The organism is Rhizobium sp. CG4 (assembly GCF_023701965.1).
Lineage (GTDB): Bacteria > Pseudomonadota > Alphaproteobacteria > Rhizobiales > Rhizobiaceae > Agrobacterium.
This window is the reverse complement of record NZ_JABAEG010000005.1, coordinates 64,470-85,551: the sequence shown is the minus strand read 5'-3', so window position 1 is coordinate 85,551 and position 21,082 is coordinate 64,470. Positions and strand designations below refer to the sequence as shown.

Here is a 21,082-nt window from a genome sequence, read left to right as displayed (position 1 = left end):
TGATAACTCCTGTTACTGCTTTATGGTCGCCATTGCAGCGCGAAGACGCGTCTGCGGCAGATTGAGGCCGAGCTTTTCAGCCCATGCGATAACCGGTGCGATACGGCGGCGTTTTTTCTCGTCGTGATTGCCGGCAATGTCGGCGAGCCGGTGGGCGAGGTACGGGTTGAGAAAACGCTCGCGAACATCGTCCACATAGGTCTTTGCGTCAGTCCCCAGACCGTCAGCGGCAAACAGCGGCAGAACCTCTTCATGCCAGACCGCTTCAAGATCGGCACGTAAGTCCAAATCTGCCATGGCTTCACGCACGGTCTCGTCCTTGGCACGCGCATCAACCAACCAACGTTCGGCCAGATAGCTGTGACCGAGATTGAGAAGATAAAGCTTCAGGTTTTCGTAATGATCGAGATCATCGGTCAAAACGAGATGAGGGTGCACACAGGGCAATGTCAGCCCGGCCTGATTTTCAACAGCCCAGATGGCGTAGGGTTCTGCAACCGCGCCAACAGGCTCAATCGGTTCCGAAACAATCCGGTCAACGAGGCTGTTGGCAAAACGGCACTTTTCCGTCAGGTAGAACGTGAAACCAGCAGGCAGTTGCCAACTGTCGGCAAGTCCACGGATAATATCCTTCAACCGGTCGCCATTACGCGGGATCAGTTCGCAAGGGAAAATCGAGATTTCACTTTCCGGGTGGAGCTGCCAGCGCTCCAGCAGCAACAAGCACAGCTTGGCCGGAAAGCTTTTTGGAACCCGGGTAAAATCATCAGCCAATTCGACGGTATCGTCCGAATCCAGCTCATAACCCTTGTCGCCGGTGTTTGAGATAATCACCTTCGCAACAGAGGCAATCTCGCGAACGGTCTGCCAATCCTGGTTCGCACTCAGGCCAAACGCCACAGCCATGCCACGACGCTCCTCATCAACAGCGACGCCGTTTTTCAGACCACGGATACGCACCGGATAGCCATCGGGTTTACCCAGTGCAGCGATACGTGCCGCACTCTGGGCATTGCCTGTTGTCTGGACAATGGCAATCTTGCCAAGCGCCTTGCCCGCTTCCAGTGCTTCCGACACGAAGAGGTCGGCATGCGCCAGGAGAAAACGACTTGTCCCGAACTGCAGGATGGGAGTGGCTTCGCTCATTGAACCTCAACCATGCCTTTCACAACGCCCGCTGCCGGATCAAGCAGACCAGAAAACTTCTCCGGAACCTCTGTGAGTGTCATGCGGTGTGTGATCAAGGCATCCGGCACGCCACCGCTGCGCTGTGCAGCAATGACCCGTTCAAAATCCTCGATGGTCGCGTTTCGGCTGCCGAGCAGTGTGGTTTCCCGCTTGTGGAACTCCGGATCATTAAAGGTGATGTCGCTGCTGACGATCGATACCAGCACGTAGGTGCCGCCGTGACCGACGAACGAAAAACCACGCTCCATGGCCTTCGAATTGCCTGTTGCATCAAAAACAGCATCAAAAAAATCGCCACCGGTAATCTCCGACAGCCTGTCCTTGTCGCCATCGCCGAGCTGAACGGTCTCATCGACACCAAGGTGTTTCTTGCAGAAATCCAGACGGTCTGTGCGTCCGTCAATGACAGTGACGCGTCCGCCATCAAGCTTTGCAAATATAGCAACGGCCATGCCGATGGGACCACCGCCAACGATCAAAACATTCTGGCCTTTTTCGACTTTGGCGCGGCGAACGGCGTGAGCGCCAATTGCCAGAAACTCCGTCATCGCGGCCTGATCAAGCGTCAACCCGTCGGCCTTGAGCACAAATTGCTGTGGCACGCTGAGATATTCCGCCATGCCGCCATCACGGTGCACGCCGAGAACTCCGATATTGCGGCAGCAATTGCTCTTGCCTTTGAGGCAAGCGCTGCAGTGACCACAGGAGATATAAGGAATGATCGTTACGATATCGCCCTTGGCAAGAGTGCTTCCCTGCGGTGCTTCTTCAACTGTACCGGACAACTCATGTCCCATGATGCGCGGATAGGACAGATAAGGCTGATTGCCAGTGAAGATGTGCAGATCGGTACCGCACACACCAATGCGGCGTACCCGCACCAGCACTTCGCCATCGCCACGTGACGGCATGTCCTTGTCAACGGCTGTCAGTGTTCCGGGAGAATCGCAGCTTATCGCAAGCATCACATCACCTGTTTTCAGAAGACGACCGGCGGTCGGTCAGATTGTAGAAGGAAACGGCGTTTCCACCGAAGACGGCATCGTGATGCTGTTGCGGCACGATATCGCGGCACATCTCCAGCCAGCCGGCATAATCGCCAGCAAGCCGCAGCACAGGCCAGTCGCTGCCCCAGATCACGCGCGAATGACCGAAAAGCTCAAGGATCGTTTCCGCGTAAGGACGGACAGCCTGAGGTTTCTGATCACCGGCCTCCGTCAGCAGACCCGACAATTTGCAGGATACATTGGGCAGGCCTGCCAATGCCGCCATGTTCTGACGCCATTCGCTGTAATGGCCGGTCGCTATCCAAGGTTTGGCACCATGGTCGATAACCACCGGAAGATCAGGATGGCGTGAGACAAATTTGAAAAGTGCGGGCAGATGTCGAGGCAAAACCAACGCATCGAACACGAGACCACAGGCAATCATCGCACCGATTGTCGAGTCCAGCGCGGGATCATCGATCCAATCGTCGTCTTCCAGACCCTGCAACATGGGCCGAAAACCCTTAAGCACCGGATTGGCGGACAATGCCTTGATGGCCTCTGCAGCCCCCGGGGCCTTCAAATCCGTCCAGCCAACCACACCTTTGATAAAGCTGTTATTGGCCGCTAGATCGAGCATATAGGCGGTGTCGACCTCGCTCTCCATCGTCTGGACCAGAACGGTGCCGTCAATGGACTGCGCGTCCAGCAAAGGCTTCAGATCCTGAGGGGAAAAATCCCGGTAGATTGCCTCCAAGGACGGCGGAGGCCATTGGCCCTGCCGATCCTTCATAAGCCAGAAATGCTGATGGGCATCGATCCGCATGTTGATCAAGCCTTGCCGCCAGGAACCGGCGCACCCTCGGCAATCAGGCCACGCTTGCGCAGCTCGGCCCAGAATTCGGCCGGAACTTCTTCCTCGAACCACTCGATGTTCGAGGTCAGCTGGCTTGCGTTGCGCGCACCCGAAACCACCGTGACGGAGGCAGGATGGGCGAGAGGAAATTGCAAGGCTGCCGCCTGTAACTTGACGCCTGTGTCAGCGCAAACAGCTTCCAGTGCTTCAACGCTTTTGACGATATCAGCTGGCGCGTCGGCATAGTTGAACTTCTTGTTGCCTGCCAGAATGCCGGAGTTGAACGCGCCGGCGATGACGATCGCGGTGCCAACCGTGGCGCAATTGTCCATGAAGGCAAGGCTCTGCTGTTCCAGCAGCGTATAGCGACCGGCCAGCATGGCGACATCAACGTCGAAAACCTGCATGGCATCACGAATGACTTCCCACTCGTTGACGCCAAGGCCAACAGCCTTGACCGACCCTTCTTCACGCAGCTTTGCAAGCGCCTTGAAACCGCCGCCAGAGGTCAACTGCTCCCAGTAATGCGGGTGCTTTTCACCATGCGTCGCAGCGCCGATGTCGTGGATGTAGAGAATATCAGGTCTCAGAATTCCAAGACGCTGCTGGCTGGCGTCAAACGAACGCAAAATGCCATCATAGGAATAATCATAATTCGGGCGGAACGGCAGCGGAGCGACATAGGCATCCTCCTCCGGACCAACCGTATCGTCAGGAACCATTACGCGACCAACCTTGGTGCTGACGGTGTAATCCTTGCGATCATGTTCGGTCAGCATCGTGCCGAGACGACGCTCCGAACGAGTGTAACCGTAAAACGGTGCGGTATCGAAATAACGAATGCCGCTTTCCCATGCCTTTTCGAAAGCACCCTTCGATTCCTCGTAAGGCGTGACACGGTAAAGATTGCCCATCTGGGCGCAGCCAAGCCCCATAAGGGTAACGTCAACGGAGCGGCGGGGCAGCTTGCGCGTATCGGATACTTTCATCGTCTGGCACTTTCAATCAGGCGTTTGCAGGAGAAACCGGCGCGCCGCGTGTCGCGACGCGCCCTGTCTGGCAGATTAGTAAAGAACGTTCTTTGCTTCCGGCTTTTCGATGTTGTCCTTGGTGACAACAACCACACCGGTATCAACGAACTTCTCGACCTTTTCCTTGTTGAGGATTTTGCCGATTGTCTGCACGCCAAGTTCACCCATCTGGTAGGAACCCTGAACGGCAATACCTGCCAGTGTACCATCCTTGACGAATTCCTGCAGGTCCTGGTTACCGTCAAAGCCGATACCGACAACCTTGCCAGCCTTGCCGGACTGAACGAGCGCACGGCCAACACCGATTGCTGTTGGCTCATTGGCGCCAAAGATGCCCTTGAGGTCTGAATTGGCAGCAAGAACGTCAGTCGTCTGGTTCAGAGCCGTTGCCATCTGCGACTGCGAATAGAACGGACCAACGATTTCCAACTTGGAATTTGCCTTGATGTAATCGGTAAAACCACCAACGCGGCCAATTTCCGAACCGGCACCGGCAACGTAGGACATGACGGCAATCTTGCCCTCAGTGCCAACCTTTTCGATCAGCGCCTGCGCTGCAAGCTCGCCGGCCTTCTTGTTGTCGGTTGCGAGGAAGGACTGGTAATACTGCTCGGAACCCTCAGCGAGCTGCGAATCGATCAGCACAACAGGAATACGGGCTTCCCATGCCTTCTTGACGGCTGGAACCAGTGCGTCTGGATCAGACGGAGCGAGAACGATGCCGTCAACCTTACGGTTTACTGCGTTTTCAACCATGTTCACCTGGTCAGCAATCGCAGATTCCGAAGCCGGGCCCTGGAATGTGATCGTGTGACCGTTCAGGTCCTTGATCGCAGCGTCTGCGCCCTTCTGGACGTTCTGCCAGAAGGTGGAGTTTACCGTCTTGACGATAACTGCAATTTCACCGGCCTGGACGGTGGAAACGCTCCACAGTGCGATGACAGATGTGAGAAGGGCAGTCGAAAGTTTCTTCATCTCTTCCTCCAATGGTGGCCACTCTGGCCTCTTCGGGAGAACTCCTCGTCCCCCTTGTTGTTTACGGAAAGGGTCCGCGCCCTTCTCAGCGGCGGTTACGCAACTGGTCGATCCACACGGTCACCAGAATGACGAGGCCGATGATAATTTGCTGCGTGAATGCCGAAACACCGTTCATGTTAAGACCATTGCGCAGAATACCGATGACAAAGGCACCAATGCCTGTGCCGGAAATTGTACCAACGCCACCGATCAGCGACGTACCGCCGATCACCGCACTGGCAATCGCGTCCAGTTCGTACATCACGCCTTCATTCGGCTGTGCGGTAACAAGACGAGACATCAGAACGCAGCCTGTCAGGCCGGCAAGCGTGCCTGAAAGAATGTAGGTAAAGTTGGTGACCCGGCTGACATTGACGCCGGACAGGCGTGCAGCTTCCGCGTTGGAGCCAACAGCATAGATATGGCGGCCAAGTACTGAGCGGTTGAGCATCAGAGATACGGCAATACCGATGACGACCATCAGAATGACCGGGTAGGGAATGCCTGGGAATACAACATTCGGGAAGCCGTCTTCGCCGATGTTGACGACACGGAACAGCGCGCCGTTACCCAGAACGCCAAAGGATTCACCGAGGCCGGACACTGCGCGGGCACCGGTAATCTGCAGGGCCACGCCGCGTGCAATCAACATCATGCCAAGCGTTGCAATGAACGGCGGCAGCTTGAAGCGTGTGACCAGAAGTCCGTTGATGTAACCACAGATCGAACCGGTCAAAATGCCGAGAAGCATCGCAAACGGCACGGGGATACCAAGTTCCTTCACCGCAAGCGCGGCAACAACACCGGCAAGCGCCAAAACCGAGCCAACCGAAAGGTCGATACCGCCGGTGATGATGACGCAGGTTGCACCAATACCGAGAAGAGCGATCGACGTGACCTGCAAGGCGATGGTCATGGCATTGCTAACGGTGAAGAAAGCACTGCTGGTGAGCGAAAACACGATGGTCAACGCAACAAGGCTGCCCAGCGCCGCAAACTTCTGGATGATATCCTTCTGGCGGTCACTCAAAGACATGTTCTTTTGTTCAGGATTATTGCTGCTCATTGCATTCCTCACTGCGCCGCCGGTACATAGCCGGATGCGTATCGCATGATTTCTTCCTGGTTCGTTTCGGCCGTCTTCAAGACACCGGTGATCTTGCCTTCATGGAAGACGGCAATACGATCGGTCAGACCCAGCACTTCCGGCAATTCGGAACTGATGAGAATGACGCCAATGCCCTGTGCGGCCAATTCGTCCATGATTTTGTAGATGGCAAATTTCGCACCCACATCGATACCGCGGGTCGGTTCATCGAAGAACAGGATGCGGGATTCGCGGAACAACCATTTACCGATGATGATTTTCTGCTGGTTACCACCGGATAGCAGACGAACGGTCTGCTCGATCGACGGCGTCTTGACGTTGAGAAGATCGACATATTTGCGGGCAATCTCATTGTGCTTAGCAAAATCAATCACGCCAAACTTGCTGGAAACCGCTTCCATGTTGGCAAGCGTCGTATTGGCTGCCACCGACATCTTCACCGCAAGACCATCACTTTTGCGGTCTTCGGAGAGATAGGCGATCCCTTCGCGGATAGCATCCTGCGGGGTGCGAATATCAAGAACGCGGCTTTCAAAGGTGATCTCGCCGGAATCTAGCGGATCTGCACCAAAAATCGCACGCGCGACTTCGGTACGACCGGCGCCCATCAGCCCGGCAAAGCCGAGAATTTCACCGCGCTTCAACTCAAAACTGACATCCTCGAATACGCCCTTGCGGGTCAGTCCCTTAACGGCAAAGATAACCTCGTCGGTCGGCGTGGACGTGCGCTCAGGGAATTTTTCCTCCAGTGACCGGCCAACCATCTGGGCAACGATATTATCAACCGTTGTTTCAGCAAATTTGGCAGTGGAGATATAACGACCGTCACGCAAGATGGTGACGCGGTCAACGATCTGCGCCATCTCGTCCAGACGGTGAGAAATATAAACGATGCCGACACCGGACCGTTTAAGGTCATGAATGACCTTGAACAGCAGGGTGGTTTCCTGCTCGGTCAGCGACGAGGTAGGCTCGTCCATGATCAGCACTTCGGCATCCAGAGACAGGGCCTTGGCAATTTCCACCATCTGGCACTGCGCAACGGAAAGGCCACGCACCGTCTGGTCGGGATCAATATCGACACCCAGACGATCAAGACAGCGCTTGGCATCGGCGCGCAGTTTTTTGCGATCGACCCAGAACCCACGACGCGGCTCGCGCGCCAGATAGATGTTTTCCGCCACACTGAGATGCGGAATGAGGTTCAGTTCCTGATGGATGATGGCAATGCCGGCCGCTTCGGATTCGAGCGGCGAGGAATACTGAACCTTGTTACCTTTGTGAATGATTGTACCTTCAGTCGGCTGATAAACGCCGCTGACAATTTTCATCAATGTTGATTTTCCGGCACCGTTTTCACCACAGACCGCATGCACTTCACCGCGCACGAGATCAAAATGTACGCCCGACAAGGCCCGAACACCGGGGAATTCCTTGGTGATATTTTCGAGGCGCAGTAGGGTTTCGGCAGCACCGGCAAAGCTATCGCCAGGCGTATTTGCGCCTACGATATTGAGTTCGCCTTGTGACATTTGAGATCCTCCATGCGCAACCACGCTCCACCCGGTTGCCTTCAATCGGAGGCAATGGTTAGGCCGCATTTTTTTATTGGTCAAGCCAATTATCGAAAAACTTCGAAACCAGCCTTATAGCAGAAAATTATCAGCCGCAATAAATCTATATAATTCAATATTTTAAACTTATTCTTGCCTATTGTCACACTTATAGATACGGTAAGGCCAAATTTCGTAAACTTAAAATGCTCATACTCAACGAGATAATTGGCCTGACCAAACACATGGAAACACGCCGCCTTTACCAGCAGATTGCGGATCAAATCCGTGAGTTGATCGATCAGGGCGAATTTCAGCCCGGATCGCGCCTGCCAGCGGAGCGGGAACTGGCCCAGAAACTGGGTGTTTCACGGCCATCCCTACGCGAAGCACTGATTGCACTTGAAATCGATGGCAGCGTTGAAATTCGTATGGGGTCCGGCGTCTATGTGTCTGCGGAGCCCGCCACCACCACATGGCAAACCAAGTCGATGGGCGACAGCCCGACCGAGCTGATGCAGGCGCGTGCTGCCATTGAGGGTGCAACAATTGTTTTGGCCGCAAGCCGTATTACACAGGAAGCACTCGTTACGCTTCGCCAGTTACTGGACGGCATGAAGAAGGAAATCGATCTCGGCAAAAAGCCGCTCGATCAGGATCGACTGTTTCACATTACCATTGCTGAACAATCGCAAAACAGCGTGTTGGCCCGTATGGTGGCTGAGCTTTTTGACGAACGCCACAGTCCTATTTCCGCCCAGTTTCGCGTCCGTTTTGAGGACCGTGAGACATGGACACGAGCCCTGAATGAGCATGAAGTCATTCTGGCAGCCCTTGAAATGCGCGATCCACTGCTTGCGCAAGCAGCGATGCATAGCCATCTCGAAAGCTCAAAGCAGCGCTGGATCGAGAACTGAGTAGCGCTTTTGCGCAGACATAGACCGGGAGGAGGAAAATCCCCGTGACAGTGCATGATAAAGCATTAAATTCCGAGCCAACCATCCTGCTGAATATCAACGATAACGTTGCTGTGGCCCGCAGATCCATTCCTGCAGGAAACCCGACCGGCAGGGGAGATCTTGTCGCACTTGACCTGATCGGCCGCGGACACAAGGTTGCGCTGAAGACCATTAAGTCTGGCGAAGAAGTCCGTAAATACGGTCAGGTGATCGGTATTGCCACCCAGGACATTGAGCCCGGTCGTCATGTCCACCTGCACAACCTTGCCATGGTACCCTCCGAGCATGCGCACCAGTTCAGCGTCGATATCGAGGAAACCGGCATGCTGCCGGAAGCCGAACGCCGTACATTCATGGGCTACGATCGTGGCCTTGGTGGCGCTGGTACCCGCAATTACATCGGCGTCATCGCGTCCGTGAACTGTTCCGCCACCGTCTCCCGCTACATTGCCGACTACTTCAACAAGCAGGGCGGACTGGACGGTTTTGACAACGTCGACGGTGTCGTTGCGCTGACCCATGGTGGGGGGTGTGCTCTCAACACCAAGTCGGAAGGGTACCGACTGCTGATCCGCACCATTCAAGGTTATGCACGTCATCCCAATTTTGGCGGCATTCTGCTGATCGGCCTCGGCTGTGAAACAAACCAGATTGCCCCCATTCTCGAACACTACCGGATGGAGGAGGGTGAGCGTCTGCGTACCATGACCATCCAGCAGCATGGCGGCACCCGCAAGACCATCGAAGCTGCGATTGCCCAGATCAAGGACATGCTGCCACTCGTCAATCATGCCAAACGCACCCCGCAGCCACTGTCCAAACTGAAACTAGCACTGGAATGTGGTGGTTCGGACGGTTATTCCGGCATTTCTGCAAATCCGGCACTTGGTTACGCATCCGACCTGATCGTGCGCAATGGTGGCACCACGGTGCTTTCGGAAACGCCGGAAATCTATGGTGCCGAACATCTTCTGACACGCCGTGCCGTAACGCCAGCGGTTGCCGAAAAGCTGCTTGAGCGCATTGACTGGTGGCGCGACTATACCGCGCGTAACGGAGACGAACTGAATAACAACCCGTCGCACGGCAACAAGCTGGGCGGCTTGACCACCATTCTTGAGAAATCTCTGGGTGCCGTGGCCAAGGGTGGTTCGATGCCGCTGAAAGCAGTTTATGAATTTGCAGAAACCGTTACCGAACCAGGTTTCGTGTTTATGGACACACCCGGTTATGACCCCGTTGCTGTAACAGGCCAGGTTGCCGGCGGCTGCAACGTCATCTGTTTCACGACAGGACGTGGATCCGTATCCGGCTTCAAGCCCTCACCTTGCATTAAAATCGCGACCAACACTGAAATGTTCGAACACATGCAGGAAGACATGGATCTGAACTGCGGTGAAATCGTCACCGGTGTCGAAAGCATTGAGGAAGCAGGGGAACGGATTTTCGAGCGGATTCTTGCTGTTGCCTCTGGCGACAAGACAGTCAGCGAAATTTACGACTATGGTGATAACGAGTTTGTACCGTGGCAGGTTGGAGCTGTGACCTGATAGGCGTGAAACATCGAAATCGCCACGAAATGGAAAAAGGCCCGGATCTCTCCGGGCCTTTTTGATTATTAAGGTGCTGGGGCCTCTCCCAATAAAGGCTGAGAGAAGCCGCGATGCTTAGTGGCGGAAGTGACGCATGCCAGTGAAGACCATCGCCACGTTATGTTCGTTGGCCGCGTCGATCACTTCCTGGTCACGCATCGAGCCACCCGGCTGGATGACGGCTGTAGCGCCGGCAGCAATCGCGGCTAGCAAACCATCTGCAAACGGATAAAACGCTTCAGAAGCAACCGCAGAGCCCTTTGTCAGTGGTTCGGCAAGGCCAAGCGCCTTGGCGGCATCTTCAGCTTTCAGGGCCGCAATACGTGCGGAATCCACGCGGCTCATCTGGCCTGCGCCAATACCCGCTGTCTGACCATCCTTGGCGTAGATAACGGCGTTGGATTTAACATGTTTTGCGACCTTGAACGCAAACTTCATGTCTTCCAACTCTTGGGCAGTCGGCGCACGTTTTGTCACAACCTTGAGGTCGAGGTCTTCAACCATGCCATTATCGCGGCTCTGAACCAAAAGGCCACCGGAAACGGTCTTGGCTGCGAGGCCACGCGAACGCGGATCTGGCAGACCACCGGCCGACAGCAGGCGCAGGTTTGGCTTGCGCGCTACGATGGCCTTTGCTTCTTCCGTAACGTCAGGAGCAATGATCACTTCGGTGAACAGCTTGACGATTTCTTCGGCCGTCTGCGCATCCAGCGTCTGGTTAAGCGCAATCACGCCACCAAATGCCGATACAGAATCGCAGGCGAGGGCCTTTTTATAGGCCTCAAGCATGGTTTCACCGGTTGCAACACCACATGGATTGGCGTGCTTGATAATGGCGCAGGCCGGACCGTTGGAGGCCGGAAACTCACCCACCAGCTCGAAGGCAGCATCCGTGTCATTGATGTTGTTGTAGGAAAGCTGCTTGCCCTGCAGCAGCGTTGCCGTGGCAACGCCGGGACGCTTCTCCCCGGTCAGGTAGAAGCCCGCGCTCTGATGTGGGTTTTCACCATAACGCATCTTTTCTTTCAGGACGCCGCCAATTGCGCGGTAATCAGGTGCTTCAATTTCAAGCGCATCCGCGAACCAATTGGATATCATCGCGTCATAGGCAGCTGTACGAGCATAGGCCTTGGCAGCAAACTTCTGGCGCAGCGCGTAGGTTGTCTGGCCGTCATCAGCCTTCAGTGCATCCAGCAAAGCGCCGTAGTCGGACGGATCAGTGATAACTGTGACATAGGCATGGTTCTTGGCTGAAGCGCGGATCATGGCCGGGCCACCAATATCGATATTCTCAACCGTTGTCGGGTAATCACCACCCTTGGCGCGAACTTCCTCGAAGGGGTAGAGATTGATGACGGAAAGATCGATGCCTTCGATACCGTGCTTTTTCATGGCAGCGATGTGATCAGCGTCATCACGGATCGCCAGAAGACCGCCATGCACATTCGGGTGCAGCGTCTTGACGCGGCCATCCATGATTTCCGGAAACTTCGTGACGTCAGAAACGTCGGTAACCGGCAAGCCAGCATCGGCAATAGCCTTCGCGGTTCCACCTGTCGACAGCAGTTTCACACCCATTGAAGCCAGTGTGGTGGCGAGTTCGATGATGCCGGTCTTGTCCGATACGGACAAAAGTGCCGTGCGAATTTTGACTTTATCCGGGGCGGGGATTTTCTTGGAAACAACAGCCATCGGCTTACTCCGTATAGGCAGGAAAATCAGCCGGAAGAAGAGACCGGCCGTTGGGGTCGCGTTAGCACACCTTCCCACGGGAATAAACACGAATCAGGCAATCATTCAGGCCTTACGGTCTAAAAACCAGCGTATTTCGCGTACTTCGGGAACGTCGAAAGCCACTTCAATCTGTTGCGACCGCCGTGGGCCGGACACATTTGCCATGAAGATATCATCGGTAATGGCAAGGGCTCGGCCGGGAACTGAGAAATGCCAGCGGGTACCATCAGGTGCAGTCAGAACTACGGTTTCATCATTGAGCTGGCTAAGTTCGATCAGGGGATGAACATGGAAGCGCGCAACAGCCAGCAGGCTTTCAGGAATATGTTTGTTGTTCTTGCCAGCTACATAGACAATGTCACGACCCCGGATACGTGTTCCAGCCTCATTCATATCCATTTCGCGCTCATGCAGGTAACCAAAATCGGCAACATAACCGTCATGCTTTGCGGAAACGATGTCGTTTTTATTAGGCCCAGTCGTACGGTTGACCATCACCTCGCGGGCACCTTGCACCATAATTGGTCCGAGAAATGCTGAGCGGGAAAACCGGCATGACGACGTATCGGCCAAGGTCACAGTTGAATGGGCCGCCGTGGAGCGCGCCAATTCTTTCAGTTCGACACTGCCATTTTCCGGAGAACCGGAATTGACGATAAAGCGATACCGTCCTGCAGACATTTCAAAAGACAGACAACCGGCATGGGCAGTTGATGAAAGCTCAACAGATAAAGCCCGGCCAGTGTCAATCAGCACAGTTGTGTCTCCAGCCACCAAACGCTGATAGGCCATATCAGGCAGTTCACGCGTCGTTGCCCCGGCCGTATCGTCATACCGCAGCACAGCCGTCAGTTCGTTGGCCAACGTGCTCGTGGCGCCGTTAAACAGAGCCAGATCACCATCTTGATGCCTGAAAAACCGCAATGCCGGAAATATTCGGTCAATTGCGGAAACAAGCCCGGACGGAACAGTGTGTCCGAGATTAATATAGCTGTGACGCAGCGGCAGCAGATCCAGCAACAGATCGAGAAGAACCCGCGGATTGCGTGAAACATGCCCGCCATCCGGCAGGACCTGACGTTCCATTTCACGACTTAATTTTCTGGCCTGACGTGACACCCAGGATTGTTTGCCAGACATACAGATTGAGGCGACAGCCAGTGCAATATGTATTCGCAGGCGAGTTTCACCATCGGGCGCAAAGCGGGCGATCATGCCGAGATAACGCACGTGAAAACCCAGTGTCTTCATGAAGCGGCGATAGAAACCACTCTCGGCGTCATTCAGTACAACAGGAGAATGCGACAGGAGCGCAATCAACCGTCTGGCTGCAATGTCCGGCTCCCACGCCAGACCACGCGCTTTTCGCCCGTGCAGCGCCATCCATTCCGCCACCAGTTGGCGGGCCTTTGCGCAGCATTCATTTGTACGGTGAGCACGAATATGACGCAACCATTCAAAGGAATAGAGGCTCTCCGCAAATGCCAGACTTGGCAATTCATCCGCAAAAACCGAAACGCCATCCAGTTCGTAGACCCGGCCAGCCAAAACGATACGACCATTCAGCAATTCTTCCGCAACGAACGGATCAACGGCATGTAAATCTGTCGGTGCTGCAACCAGCCCATCAGGCGCAGACACCCCGGGTATCAGGACCATACGCAAGCCGGCAACCCGTATACGCGCACGACGGTATAGGGTTTTCATAAAAAACCCTGCACTTCCGTAACCGTTGGAGTTAGACCCTGCCAAACCGTTTTTCCCGTCTATACGGTCTCATGCCTGATTTTAAGGAATTGCACACGAAACAAATAATTTAGCAATCAATCACATGATTCGTGATTGATTGCATAATCTTTTTAAGGCACGGAATTTCAAGAAAAAAATCCGACATCAGTTTTTCAGACGTGGAAATCCGTCGGGCTTTGCTTATTTTCTACGCAGCACGGTGGCAAAAAATCCATCGGTTCCGCCAAGCATATCAGGCGTTGTGCGCAAATCGCCGTCGCCGTTGACGGCAGCTTCCAAACCTGGCCAATTTTTTTTGTCCACAGGCACACGTTCCACATCGGTGCTGTCTTGCAGCACGCGGGAAATCATGTGCTCACCCTCAAGAGGGTCAAGCGAGCAGTTGGAAAACACCAGAATGCCACCTGGCTTCACCAGTGAAATGGCGTGGCGCAGCATTCTCTCCTGGAGTCCGGCGAGCTTTTCAATGTCTTCCGGTCCCTTTGTCCATGGAACATCAGGATGTTTACGCAGGGTTCCTGTTGAAGAGCAGGGCGCGTCAAGCAGCACCACATCAAAAGGTTCATCTGTGGTGAACGTCAACAGGTTGCTTTCAACCGTATCGGCTGCAAAACCGAGACGCTCCAGATTGCCGCGAAGTCGCTTCAAACGGTTACCCGATTGATCAAGGGCCGTCACGTCAGCTCCAGCCAAAACAAGCTGTGCGGTCTTGCCACCAGGAGCCGCACAGAGGTCAACCACCCGTTTGCCCTTGATGTCTCCCATCAATCTGACTGGAAGGCTGGCAGCTGCGTCCTGCACCCACCACTCGCCCTGCGTGAAACCCTCGAGATCAGGGATCTGCCCTTCAAAGGCGCCAAGACGTACAGATCCCGTAGCCAGTACCTGACCGCCAAATTTCTCTGCCCAGACTTCTGGATTAGATTTCACCGTAACGTCGATGGTCGAAGGCCAAAGCTGTGCCTGCGCAATCTGCTCGGCTTTTTCTCGACCATAGGCCGAGACCAACCGGTCAAAGAACCATTCAGGCAGCACCGGCACGGTGGAAATTCGTTCCTTGATCTCCTCCTTTTCGCGGCCGAGACGACGCAGAAGGGCGTTGACCAATTTTACGAAACGCCGATTACGAGGATCGCGATGAGCTTGCTCTACGGCAAGATCGACAGCAGAATGGTCGGGTACATCAAGGTAGAGCATCTGCGTTACACCGACCACCAGAACGTGATGCAGCGACCGCGCGCCTGATGGCAAGGGATTGTCCAGCAACATGGATATCGCCGCATCAATACGCGGCAGGTGACGAAGGGCTGTGTTGATGATGGCGCGCACCAAGCCACGGTCAGCCGCATTTAGCGCCCTATAGGCCGGATTGCCTGTTTCAGCATCCAGCATACCATCAAGCGATGTTTTCTTATCGATGACAGCAGACAGGATTTTGACAGCAGCATTGCGGGTTTCTAGACCCGGCTTGTTGTCAAACTGCAGTCCACCGTCCTGATCGCTACCTGCTCTTGGATTGTCACGCCGTTTGTTGCGGTGAGGTGTTTTTTTGGCGTGTTCTGCCGTCAAGACCATGGTCCTTTGCGTTCATTGTTTCCGCCCCGTCCCCAGCCGGTGGAGGGTACAGAACGTGTCTTACGCTCGGCATTAGCACTTGTGGCGGGTGGCGTCGATGGCTGGGAAAATTCGTTTGCCATTGCCTGCAGCGCAGCGACACGATTTTCCGTATTCGGGTGCGTGGAAAACAGGTTGTCCATTCTCTCACCGGATAGCGGGTTGATGATGAACATATGCGCAGTCGCCGGGTTACGTTCGGCATCCTCATTGTGCAGACGCTGTGCAGCGCCAGAGATTTTCTGAAGCGCTGAGGCCAGCCATAGTGGATTACCACAAATCTCGGCACCACGACGGTCAGCGGAATATTCGCGCGTCCGGCTGATCGCCATCTGAACAAGCATGGCCGCCAGTGGCGCAACAATCATCGCAACCAGCACGCCAATGAAACCGAGCGGATTGTTGTTGTTGCGATTGCCACCAACCAGAAACGCAAAGTTTCCGAGCATGGAAATAGCACCGGCAAGGGTTGCCGTAATCGTCATGGTTAAAGTGTCACGGTTTTGGATATGGGCAAGCTCGTGGGCCATGACCCCTGCAACCTCTTGCGGGCTCAACCTTTGCAGAAGGCCCGTAGAGGCGGCCACAGCTGCGTTTTCAGGATTTCGGCCCGTAGCAAAGGCATTTGGTTGCTCGCTCTCATAGATATAGACCTTCGGCATTGGCAGGCCGGCATTCTGCGATAGATCGCGGATCATCGTAAAAAACTCTGGCGCGTTGCGCTCATCAACCTCTTGGGCGTGATAAGCGGACAACACCATCTTGTCCGAGTTCCAGTAGGAAAACAGGTTCATACCCGCCGCGATGACAAGTGCGATCATCATACCGCCCTGTCCGCCAATCAGAAAGCCGACCCCCATGAACAAGGCTGTCATGAAGGCAAGAAGCATGGCAGTGCGCGCAAGATTCATCCGTTGTCTCCATTTTACGATGTGTTCGATACGGCCATTTGCCGTTCGATTGTTCCTCGTGTAATTTGGTTATGATAGTCCGCTTTTCAATATCAGACTGCCAAAGGCGCGAAACCATGCAGAATGCAGATAACGACAACTTGTTCGACGAGAACGAAAAGAACCTCTCAACACGTAAATTGTCGCCAGCCGCCAAACGAGCCCTACAGGAAGCAGAAGAACGCCGAAAAGCACAACAGGAACTGGAGCTACCGCCGGAAACCGGCGGGCGAGGCGGCGCTGAGCCCGTGCGATTTGGTGATTATGAAATCAACGGCCGTGCAATTGATTTTTAATTCGGCGTTTCACGTTGATCAAAATAGCGTGAAAACAAAGACTTAAACAAATGTCGCTAGTCAGCACATCTCATTAAGACGTCAGTAACCATATAAAACCCGCACCAACGTCGATGCGGGTTTGCAATAAAATCATTTCATTTTCGAAACAATATCAGGCGCGTTCCAGAAGCTTGCAGACAGCCTCGAGCTGCTCCAACGTTTTATAGCTGATACGGATCTGGCCGCCAGACGCTTTGTGATTGATCTTTACATCCAACCCAAGTGCATCCGTCAGTGAACGCTCCAAAGCCAGAGTATCTGAATCCTTGGTTTCCGGTACGGACTGCCGCTGATGTTCACTCTGTCCCTTGATATCATTTTGCGCCAAACGCTCAGCATCACGAACGGACAAACCCTTTGACACGATCGTTTTTGCCAGGCCCGATGGATCAGAGGTCGAAACCAGCGCACGTGCGTGACCGGCAGACAGGGAACCCTGTGCCAACATGTCACGAACGGGATCCGGTAGCTTCAACAAGCGCAGGCTATTGGCAACATGGCTTCGGCTTTTACCGATAATTTCACCAAGATCGTTTTGTGTATAACCATGCTCAGCGATAAGCTGATCGTAACCCAGCGCTTCTTCAAGCGGATTAAGGTCTGAGCGCTGGACGTTTTCAACAATCGCCAATTCAAGCGCTGTTCGATCGTCCACGTCACGAATAATAACTGGGATTTCTGTAAAGCCCGCTAGCTGCGCAGCACGCCAGCGACGTTCACCAGCTATGATTTCATAACGGCTGGGTTCAACGGTACGCACCACAACCGGCTGCACGATGCCATGTTGACGAATAGAAGCAGCCAAATCCTGCAGTTCGCTTTCATCGAAATGCCGGCGCGGGTTACGCGCGCTGCGGGCTATGAATTCGATGGGAACATTTCGATCGGGATTGACCGTACGCTGCGTATCTCCCGAGGGCAGGGGCTGATCCATCTCACCGATCAGGGCTGCCAAACCGCGGCCAAGCCGACGTTTTGAAATATCGTCACTCATGCATGTCACTCCGTACTATAAACTTGTCCGTCACGCCGCCTTACGCAACCGCTCACGCTGGATAACTTCCGATGCAAGCTGGAGATAGGCCTGACTACCCGCGCATTTCAGATCGTAGAGAATTGCAGGCTTACCATGAGATGGCGCTTCCGAAACCCGAACATTGCGAGGAATAAGCGTATGATAGACTTTTTCCCCAAGGTGCGTACGCACATCGTTAACAACCTGCTGGGCAAGATTGTTTCTCGCATCAAACATTGTCAACACAATACCCTGGATATCGAGAGTAGGATTGACCGTCTGCCGAACCTGGTTGACGGTATCAAGCAACTGGCTCAACCCTTCTAATGCAAAGAACTCGCACTGAAGTGGCACCAATACTGAATGTGCGGCGGCCATGGCATTCATGGTCAGTAGATTGAAGGACGGCGGGCAGTCCAACAGAATATAGGAATAGGTTTTCGCCTGTTCGCTCGACAGGGCGGCCTTCAATCGAAAAGCACGGTTGGGCAGATTCGCGGCTTCCATTTCGAAGCCCAGCAAGTCCATTGTGGATGGCACAATATCAAGATTGGGAACAGCTGTTGGGACGACAGTCTCACCAATCGTATTGCTACCAATCAGCAAGTCATAAGACGAAAGTTTGCGGTCGCGGCGATCAATACCCAAGCCAGTACTGGCATTACCCTGCGGATCGAGGTCAACAATAAGAACACGTTCCCCAATTGCCGCGAGTGCCGTTGCAAGATTGATGGCTGTCGTTGTTTTACCAACGCCGCCTTTCTGATTTGCAATGGTGATAATTCGGTTTTTTTCAAACATAATGCCGCACACCCAGAGAATACATCATTGTTGAGATGTAAGACGGCTGATTTCCAGAACAACGGAATCTGCCTCAACAACACTGGAATGTTTTATCAGATCAAACTGCCAACGACCACGGGCTTTCGTGATCTCACTTCGGTAATCCCGGCCTTTATTAAAAAAAGCCTTCACTTTTTCGGAATCTTTGGCCCAAGGATGCATATATTCGAGCAAAAGATCGAGGTCAGCGAGCGCACGTGCTGAAATCACATCGCAATGCGGAATGATTTCAGGCGCTTTTTCGATGCGAATAGGGTGAACACTGCCCCGAGCACCGGTTTCAGCCAAAGCAACACGCAAGAACGCTGCTTTCTTATTATTGCTTTCAACCAGATGAACCCAGCCATCGTTGAGTTCAGCCAGGAAAATCGCCGTGACAACACCAGGAAGCCCGCCGCCACTGCCCAAATCAACCCACGTTTGCGGTTGTGGGGTTAGCTGAAAGATCTGCGCGCTATCCGCAATGTGCCGACTCCAGATTTCCGATATGGTGGAGGGCGCTGCGAGATTTGTTGTTTTATTCCACTTTTTAAACAGCTCAACATAATGTGTGAGTCGTTCATGTGTTTCACGTGAAACACTTTGGCCGTTTATCTGCATATAAAGACTCGTTATGAGTGCGATTTTACCTGCGGTTGAATCGCTACGTTGTGCTTTTTTACCAACGCCAGAATAAGCGATACAGCGGCCGGTGTCATGCCATCGACACGGGATGCCTGTGCGATATTCAGAGGTTTTGCAGCAATAAGTTTCTGCTTCAATTCATTCGACAGGCTGGAAAGCAAGCTGTAGTCAAAATCATCTGGTATCTTACGATCCTCGTCACGACGAATTTCGATAATATCAGCGCTCTGACGCTGCATATACACAGCATAGCCAGCTTCAATCTCCAGCACTTCGCCAACCTTATTGTTGATCACGCTCAACTCGCTCCAATGTCCACGGAGCTGATCGAGCGAAATATCAGGATAGGACAGCAACTCATAGGCAGAACGGCGCTGCCCATCCTGATTTAACTTCAAGCCAATTTTCGCCCCTTCGTTGGGGCTGATCTGAATTGACTGCAGCAGAGCACGACCGTCTTCGATCGCATCCGTGAATTCAGAAAAGCGCCCAGCGCGGGCCGAACCAATAATTCCCGCTTTCAAACCAATAGGGGTCAGACGCAAATCGGCATTATCAACCCGTAGAGAAAGCCGATATTCGGCACGTGATGTAAACATGCGGTACGGTTCACTGACGCCCTTTGACGTCAGATCGTCAATCATCACACCGATATAGGATTCAGTGCGGCTGAAATGCAGGGCGTCAGCACCGGAAGCATAAAGCGATGCATTAAGACCGGCGACCAGGCCTTGAGCGCCCGCTTCTTCGTAACCAGTCGTGCCATTGATTTGTCCTGCAAGAAACAGACCTTGCACCTTCTTGACCTGCAAAGAAGGGTAGAGCTCGCGAGGATCAACGTAATCATATTCAATTGCATAACCTGGTTGGAAAATTTCAACTTTTTCCAATCCGGGAATACTATGAATGAAAGCTTCCTGAACGGACGCCGGTAACGACGTCGAAATACCGTTCGGGTAAATCGTGTCGTCATCCAGTCCCTCAGGCTCCAGGAATATCTGGTGACCGTCACGGTCTCCAAAGCGAACGATCTTGTCCTCGATGGAAGGGCAATAACGCGGCCCAACACCTTCAATCTGTCCGGAATACATCGCTGAGAGATGGATATTGTCGCGGATGATCTTGTGACTGTATTCGGTGGTACGGGTCACACCACAATCAATTTGTGGATTAACAATCGCGTCCGTCATGAAAGAGAAGGGGACCGGGTCTTCGTCTGCGGACTGGCGCTCCACCGAATCCCACTCAATTGTCTTGCCATTCAAACGGGCGGGTGTGCCAGTTTTCAAACGACCCAGTTTCAGCCCCAACCGCGCCAGTGTATCGGATAGTCCAACAGATGGCTTTTCACCAACACGACCTGCAGGAATCTTTTCGGAACCGATATGAATGAGGCCTCGGAGAAAGGTGCCGCTGGTCAGAACAACTGATGCGCAAGGAAACACACGCCCATCCGCCATGACAACTTTTTTGACGATTTTATCTTCAATTTCAATATCATAGGCATCACCTTCGATAACTGTAAGATTATCGATTGAGGCAATTTCCTTAGCCATGGCGAGACGATAAAGCTTGCGATCAGCCTGAGTACGAGGACCGCGGACAGCCGGCCCTTTTTTACGATTGAGCATACGGAACTGTATTCCGCCCGCATCGGCAACACGGCCCATCAAACCATCGAGAGCGTCAATCTCGCGAACAAGGTGACCTTTTCCCAACCCACCGATCGCAGGATTACAGGACATGACGCCGATGGTGTCAGCTTTGTGGGTAATCAAAGCTGTCTTGGCACCATGACGTGCCGCTGCAGCCGCAGCTTCGCAGCCTGCATGTCCACCACCGATAACAATTACATCGTAGTGCATATCAATGCCCTTGTATTACTCTGCGGAAACGGAGAGGGCACTCATTAGCCCGAATGTTTC

Annotated in this window: 18 protein-coding genes; 3 read left to right on the top strand and 15 right to left on the bottom strand. The window is 53.7% G+C overall.

The genetic code is table 11. From position 1 onward, the window contains the following. Positions 1-12 precede the first annotated feature (12 nt). From HGO37_RS15795 to HGO37_RS15765, 7 genes are all read right to left on the bottom strand, one after another. A complete protein-coding gene (locus HGO37_RS15795) occupies positions 13-1,146 on the bottom strand; it encodes a mannitol dehydrogenase family protein (protein ID WP_250984156.1) in 1,134 nt (377 codons plus the stop codon). Continuing rightward, entirely contained in the window at positions 1,143-2,153 is a 1,011-nt protein-coding gene (locus tag HGO37_RS15790; protein WP_250984155.1) for a zinc-binding alcohol dehydrogenase family protein, read from the bottom strand. The genes HGO37_RS15795 and HGO37_RS15790 overlap by 4 nt, the downstream gene beginning before the upstream one ends. 4 nt (positions 2,154-2,157) lie before the next feature. After that, positions 2,158-3,000 carry an amidohydrolase family protein gene (locus HGO37_RS15785; RefSeq protein ID WP_250984350.1) on the bottom strand — a complete coding sequence of 281 codons (843 nt, stop codon included), beginning with the start codon at positions 2,998-3,000 and terminating at the stop codon, positions 2,158-2,160. 5 nt (positions 3,001-3,005) lie between these two features. After that, positions 3,006-4,019 carry an aldo/keto reductase gene (locus HGO37_RS15780; RefSeq protein WP_250984154.1) on the bottom strand — a complete coding sequence of 338 codons (1,014 nt, stop codon included), beginning with the start codon at positions 4,017-4,019 and terminating at the stop codon, positions 3,006-3,008. Between the two features lie 75 nt (positions 4,020-4,094). Further along, positions 4,095-5,036: an ABC transporter substrate-binding protein gene (locus HGO37_RS15775; RefSeq protein WP_250984153.1), complete on the bottom strand. Its 942-nt coding sequence runs from the start codon at positions 5,034-5,036 to the stop codon at positions 4,095-4,097. A gap of 85 nt (positions 5,037-5,121) precedes the next feature. After that, positions 5,122-6,144, bottom strand: a complete 1,023-nt coding sequence (locus tag HGO37_RS15770; protein ID WP_250984152.1) for an ABC transporter permease — start codon at positions 6,142-6,144, stop codon at positions 5,122-5,124. A gap of 8 nt (positions 6,145-6,152) precedes the next feature. Beyond that, positions 6,153-7,718 carry a sugar ABC transporter ATP-binding protein gene (locus HGO37_RS15765; protein WP_250984151.1) on the bottom strand — a complete coding sequence of 522 codons (1,566 nt, stop codon included), beginning with the start codon at positions 7,716-7,718 and terminating at the stop codon, positions 6,153-6,155. 227 nt (positions 7,719-7,945) lie between these two features. On the opposite strand from HGO37_RS15765, the gene HGO37_RS15760 reads away from it, so the two are divergent. Both HGO37_RS15760 and HGO37_RS15755 read left to right on the top strand, forming a co-directional pair. Then, on the top strand, positions 7,946-8,656 hold the full coding sequence (locus HGO37_RS15760) for a FadR/GntR family transcriptional regulator (RefSeq protein WP_250984150.1): 711 nt from the start codon (positions 7,946-7,948) through the stop codon (positions 8,654-8,656). 50 nt (positions 8,657-8,706) lie between these two features. Then, entirely contained in the window at positions 8,707-10,248 is a 1,542-nt protein-coding gene (locus tag HGO37_RS15755; RefSeq protein WP_250984349.1) for a UxaA family hydrolase, read from the top strand. A 117-nt stretch (positions 10,249-10,365) separates the two neighbouring features. On the opposite strand, the gene purH is transcribed toward HGO37_RS15755, so the two are convergent. From purH to htpX, 4 genes are all read right to left on the bottom strand, one after another. Further along, a complete protein-coding gene (gene purH / locus HGO37_RS15750; protein WP_250984149.1) occupies positions 10,366-11,982 on the bottom strand; it encodes a bifunctional phosphoribosylaminoimidazolecarboxamide formyltransferase/IMP cyclohydrolase in 1,617 nt (538 codons plus the stop codon). A gap of 105 nt (positions 11,983-12,087) precedes the next feature. Further along, positions 12,088-13,731, bottom strand: a complete 1,644-nt coding sequence (locus HGO37_RS15745; protein ID WP_502941424.1) for a heparinase II/III family protein — start codon at positions 13,729-13,731, stop codon at positions 12,088-12,090. A 222-nt stretch (positions 13,732-13,953) separates the two neighbouring features. Next, positions 13,954-15,348 (bottom strand): RsmB/NOP family class I SAM-dependent RNA methyltransferase, encoded by a 1,395-nt coding sequence (locus tag HGO37_RS15740; RefSeq protein ID WP_250984148.1) that lies wholly within the window; start codon positions 15,346-15,348, stop codon positions 13,954-13,956. Beyond that, positions 15,339-16,298, bottom strand: a complete 960-nt coding sequence (gene htpX / locus HGO37_RS15735; protein WP_250984147.1) for a zinc metalloprotease HtpX — start codon at positions 16,296-16,298, stop codon at positions 15,339-15,341. The genes HGO37_RS15740 and htpX overlap by 10 nt, the downstream gene beginning before the upstream one ends. 116 nt (positions 16,299-16,414) lie before the next feature. On the opposite strand from htpX, the gene HGO37_RS15730 reads away from it, so the two are divergent. Continuing rightward, a complete protein-coding gene (locus HGO37_RS15730) occupies positions 16,415-16,633 on the top strand; it encodes a DUF1674 domain-containing protein (protein ID WP_250984146.1) in 219 nt (72 codons plus the stop codon). A 154-nt stretch (positions 16,634-16,787) separates the two neighbouring features. On the opposite strand, the gene HGO37_RS15725 is transcribed toward HGO37_RS15730, so the two are convergent. From HGO37_RS15725 to mnmG, 4 genes are read right to left on the bottom strand one after another with little or no spacing between them, the layout of a single operon-like run. Then, positions 16,788-17,669, bottom strand: a complete 882-nt coding sequence (locus tag HGO37_RS15725) for a ParB/RepB/Spo0J family partition protein (protein WP_250984145.1) — start codon at positions 17,667-17,669, stop codon at positions 16,788-16,790. A gap of 30 nt (positions 17,670-17,699) precedes the next feature. Continuing rightward, positions 17,700-18,494 carry a ParA family protein gene (locus HGO37_RS15720; protein ID WP_275643473.1) on the bottom strand — a complete coding sequence of 265 codons (795 nt, stop codon included), beginning with the start codon at positions 18,492-18,494 and terminating at the stop codon, positions 17,700-17,702. Positions 18,495-18,515: 21 nt separating this feature from the next. After that, positions 18,516-19,133 (bottom strand): 16S rRNA (guanine(527)-N(7))-methyltransferase RsmG, encoded by a 618-nt coding sequence (gene rsmG, locus HGO37_RS15715; RefSeq protein ID WP_250984144.1) that lies wholly within the window; start codon positions 19,131-19,133, stop codon positions 18,516-18,518. A gap of 11 nt (positions 19,134-19,144) precedes the next feature. Next, entirely contained in the window at positions 19,145-21,022 is a 1,878-nt protein-coding gene (gene mnmG / locus HGO37_RS15710; protein WP_250984143.1) for a tRNA uridine-5-carboxymethylaminomethyl(34) synthesis enzyme MnmG, read from the bottom strand. Positions 21,023-21,082: the final 60 nt, after the last annotated feature.

Bases quoted from the DNA above. Each gene is read 5' to 3' on its own strand.
- HGO37_RS15795 (WP_250984156.1), bottom strand. From the start codon at position 1,146: ATGAGCGAAGCCACTCCCATCCTGCAGTTCGGGACAAGTCGTTTTCTC.
- HGO37_RS15790 (WP_250984155.1), bottom strand. From the start codon at position 2,153: ATGCTTGCGATAAGCTGCGATTCTCCCGGAACACTGACAGCCGTTGAC.
- HGO37_RS15785 (WP_250984350.1), bottom strand. From the start codon at position 3,000: ATGCGGATCGATGCCCATCAGCATTTCTGGCTTATGAAGGATCGGCAG.
- HGO37_RS15780 (WP_250984154.1), bottom strand. From the start codon at position 4,019: ATGAAAGTATCCGATACGCGCAAGCTGCCCCGCCGCTCCGTTGACGTT.
- HGO37_RS15775 (WP_250984153.1), bottom strand. From the start codon at position 5,036: ATGAAGAAACTTTCGACTGCCCTTCTCACATCTGTCATCGCACTGTGG.
- HGO37_RS15770 (WP_250984152.1), bottom strand. From the start codon at position 6,144: ATGAGCAGCAATAATCCTGAACAAAAGAACATGTCTTTGAGTGACCGC.
- HGO37_RS15765 (WP_250984151.1), bottom strand. From the start codon at position 7,718: ATGTCACAAGGCGAACTCAATATCGTAGGCGCAAATACGCCTGGCGAT.
- HGO37_RS15760 (WP_250984150.1), top strand. From the start codon at position 7,946: ATGCTCATACTCAACGAGATAATTGGCCTGACCAAACACATGGAAACA.
- purH (WP_250984149.1), bottom strand. From the start codon at position 11,982: ATGGCTGTTGTTTCCAAGAAAATCCCCGCCCCGGATAAAGTCAAAATT.
- HGO37_RS15745 (WP_502941424.1), bottom strand. From the start codon at position 13,731: ATGAAAACCCTATACCGTCGTGCGCGTATACGGGTTGCCGGCTTGCGT.
- HGO37_RS15740 (WP_250984148.1), bottom strand. From the start codon at position 15,348: ATGGTCTTGACGGCAGAACACGCCAAAAAAACACCTCACCGCAACAAA.
- htpX (WP_250984147.1), bottom strand. From the start codon at position 16,298: ATGAATCTTGCGCGCACTGCCATGCTTCTTGCCTTCATGACAGCCTTG.
- HGO37_RS15730 (WP_250984146.1), top strand. From the start codon at position 16,415: ATGCAGAATGCAGATAACGACAACTTGTTCGACGAGAACGAAAAGAAC.
- HGO37_RS15725 (WP_250984145.1), bottom strand. From the start codon at position 17,669: ATGAGTGACGATATTTCAAAACGTCGGCTTGGCCGCGGTTTGGCAGCC.
- rsmG (WP_250984144.1), bottom strand. From the start codon at position 19,133: ATGCAGATAAACGGCCAAAGTGTTTCACGTGAAACACATGAACGACTC.
- mnmG (WP_250984143.1), bottom strand. From the start codon at position 21,022: ATGCACTACGATGTAATTGTTATCGGTGGTGGACATGCAGGCTGCGAA.